This is a genomic window from Kamptonema animale CS-326 (genome assembly GCF_028330895.1).
GTDB lineage: Bacteria > Cyanobacteriota > Cyanobacteriia > Cyanobacteriales > Microcoleaceae > Kamptonema > Kamptonema formosum.
Map to the genome: position 1 here is coordinate 1 of NZ_JAQMUA010000442.1, position 3,648 is coordinate 3,648.

A 3,648-nucleotide genomic window follows, 5' to 3' on the forward strand; every position below is an offset into this window, starting at 1 on the left:
CGACAGCATCGCTACTGAGGGCATCAAAAGGGCTGGGAGGCAAGCCACCGCGTCCAGTGACAACAAAACTGTTGCCGCGATCGCCACCGCAACCCTGTACAGTGAGATTTGCCGCATTGAGAATGTCAGTGGGCAACTCAACTAACCCGGAACTGGGGTTGATATCGGGGGTATTGATGACCACGACACCGCTAAACTGTGCCCCCAAATCGGAGGTAGCGGTAATATCGCTTTCAGCCGTTTGAGCTTGGCGAAAGGCCGTCCCAAAGACTCCTTGAGAATTGATCACGACTCGGCCCCCGGAACCTGCGATCGCGTTCGCCGTAATGTCACTATTTTCTAAGGCCGCCAAAGTCCCCGCATCCAGGGTAATGTTCCCCCCGTCAGCAGAACCCGCATTCGTGGTGATGTTACTACCGCGCCGTAACTGTACCGAGTCTGCCTTTAGCAAAATGTCACCACCACCACCAGATGCAGTTGCAGCCGAGATCGTACCTTGATTTGTCAAACGAATGGTATTGGCATCAACTTGTAAATTCCCGGCCCGCCCCGTACCCGTACCCCGTACTCCAATTTCTGCGCCGTTGCGAACCGTTAATTGTCCAGTTTTAATAATCAAATCTCCCGCTTTGCCAGCGCCGCTGGTATTAGATTCGATCGCAGTCGGTACGATGCCATCACCAATAATCCCAAAGGAAACTGACTCTACACTGGGATCGACTGATGTGGCAAAACCACTAACTTCTATTGATTCGCGTGCAGTTAAAGTCAAATTTCCGGCTTGACCCTCCCCCCCAGTTGCAGCCGAGATTTGTGCGCCATTGCGGACACTAAGCCGATCTGCGGTGACTTTGAGGTTGCCAGCGGAGGCTGTACCCTGTTGGCCTGCGACTGTCAGCAGGGAGGAAGAGGTGAACAAACCGCTTAAAAAGCGCCCGTCGGAGGATAAACCGTTGAGTTCTACGCTAGAAGCATTGATGGTGAGATTCCCGCCTCGACCTTTGCCAGCAGAAGAAGCGGATACTTGGGCTCCGTTGCGGACGATTAACTCTGTGGCGTTAACTGTCAAGTCTCCGCTATCACCAGCGCCGAGAGAGACGGTGAATAAGCCTCCAGGCAAGGGAGCACCAGGGGGAAGTCCGCTAAGTTCTATGGTGTCGGCGTTGACTGTGAGGTTGCCGCCTCGACCTTCACTGGCGGCATTCGGGTTGGTGGCGATTAGGCTGCCATTGAGACCGATCAGTTGGGGGGTGTTGATTTCGATGTTGCCAGCGTTGCCAGTGCCTGCTGTGCCTGTGAGGATGAAAGAACCGTTGGTCATTAACATTTTTTCGGAGGCTGCGATCGCGAGGTTTCCTCCAATTCCGGGGCCGAGGGCTGAGGTTAAGATGGCGGCTCCGTTTGTCATTGTCAATTGTGGGGTGTTAATGGTAAGGCTGCCAGCGTTTCCCGGACTGGCGCTGAGAGCAAATATGCCATCTACGCGATCGCTTAAGACAAAGGTTCCACTCACCAGTTTGACGAGGATGCCCAAGGGTGCGCTACCTGCAATGGTTACGGATTGAGAAGCGTTGATGTTGACGTTACCACCTGCACCGATGCCGAAGGTGGAAGATGAAATAAAGCCGCTGCCTTGAATTGAGAGATTTTGCGCCCGGATATCTATGCCGCCGCCATTGAGGTTTCCCAGTGTATCGGCAACTATGCTAGCGCGATCGCTGATAGCAACATTTTTGCCCTGCACTCGCACCGTACCACCGCCTAAACCGCTAGCATTGACAGCGGCTTGCTGGGATAGCAATATATCTCCTAATGGGGAATTACCAGGGGTTAAAGTTCCCAGTTGCCAGTTCCCAGTTGCCAGTTCAATAGTGCCTCCGGGTGCTGTCAAATTGCCGCCTTCGAGTCGGACTTCGCGACCAATTAGCCCTAGAGTTTGACCGGGATTTACTTGCAATCCGACTATATTACTATCGCTATCGGTGGTTTGGGATTGCACTGCGATCGCGCCGGAATTGCCACCGGCAGAATTGCGACCAAATTGCACGCCAATCGGCACGCTAACTGTTAGTAAAGGTGCTCTTTGGGGGTTAGCATTTAAAGCTGTACCATCAGCGAACTGAATGCTATTAGCTGTACTGGCAACAAAAGAACCACCGATATTTAATCGAGCATTGGGGCCGAAGATAATCCCATTAGGATTGAGCAGAAATAAGTTAGCAGTGCCGTTAGCACGAATTAAACCATCAATATTAGAAATATTGCCACCTGTGACGCGGCTGATGATATTTTGAATATCGGCAGCGTTGTTAAAAAAAGCAGTGCCGCCATTAGTTACAGAAAATTCTTGGAAACTATGAAATAAGTTACCGCCAAGTTTTGTGCCTCCTTCAATCCTGTTGATGTTACCTTCTGGGAGTACAGTAGTGTTATTTGGTAAGGTATTATCGGGAGTAATTTGAGCGTTAACGGCGGCGGGAATCAGTAAAAATAAAAGAGTGGTTGCGAACCGGAAGGGGCGAAATACCATAATTTTCAGTTGCTATTTAACTAGGGGCTAGGGGAAAAGAGGGGGAGATGGGGAGGATGGGGAGGATGGGGAAGATAGGGGAGATGGGGAAGATGGGTAATTAGCAATTAGCAATTAGCAATTAGCCATTAGCAATTAGTCTGTTCTTATCCTATCAAATCAAGCCAAGTCTGAAGGCTCAGGAGAATTGCACCTTGGAACTACAAGAGCGTTTGTACAACCATCTTACTCAAATTGTGCGCGATCGCAACCCCTATTTTGCCTCGGCTGGACATTTCTATGTTCAGCAATACATCCGCCAACAGCTAGAACAGTGGGGAAATGTTGAACTTGACGAGTTTGAGGTACGGGGGAAAGTTCATCACAATTTAATTTTGAGTTTACCTGGTGGAGATCCCCCCTTTAAAAAGGGAGGGAGTAGTCATAAATTACACCCAATTTTAATTGGAGCTCATTATGATACAGTACCAGGTTCGCCGGGAGCGGATGATAATGGTACCGGGCTGGCTGTGTTGTTAGAATTAGCGAGTGCGATCGCATCTCAACCACTTAGATATCCGGTTCAATTAATTGCTTTTGACATGGAAGAATATGGTTGTTTTGGAAGCGATCGCTATGCGGCTAAACTGCAAGCAGAAAATCAGCCTTTGCGGTTAATGATTGCCTTGGAAATGTTGGGTTATTATGATAATACTCCTAATTCCCAGAGCTACCCAACTGGGTTAAAATATTTTTACCCCAATTGTGGCAATTTCATTGCTTTAATTGGCAATTTGCGAACAATTCCAGACATGATTAATTTGAGTAGAAACATGCGCCAATCTGGGAGTAATTGCGAGTGGTTGCCAGTACCGAATCGCGGTTTAATTGTACCTGATACGCGGAGGAGCGATCATGCTCCATTTTGGGATAGAGGCTATCCAGCAATAATGGTGACGGATACTGCTAATATGAGGAATCCTCACTATCATCAGAAAAGCGATAAAATTGATACTTTAAATTTAGATTTCCTGGCTGGTATTTGTCAGGGGTTAGAGGTGGGAATTAGGTGTTTATAATGTTAGCTAATGAATTATAATAATCCTGTGCTAAAATTACTGTAACGCCGCCCTCTGGGC

2 protein-coding genes are annotated in these 3,648 nt (G+C 48.6%); one reads left to right on the top strand and one right to left on the bottom strand.

The features are described 5' to 3' along the window. Positions 1-2,530, bottom strand: a 2,530-nt coding sequence (locus PN499_RS25855) for a two-partner secretion domain-containing protein (RefSeq protein ID WP_272035935.1), incomplete at its 3' end; no start/stop codon positions are given. Between the two features lie 194 nt (positions 2,531-2,724). Between PN499_RS25855 and PN499_RS25860 the strand changes: the two genes are divergently transcribed. Beyond that, the gene (locus tag PN499_RS25860) at positions 2,725-3,588 is read left to right on the top strand and encodes a M20/M25/M40 family metallo-hydrolase (protein WP_272035938.1); all 864 of its coding nucleotides are present in this window, start codon (positions 2,725-2,727) and stop codon (positions 3,586-3,588) included. The last annotated feature ends 60 nt before the right edge of the window (positions 3,589-3,648 follow it).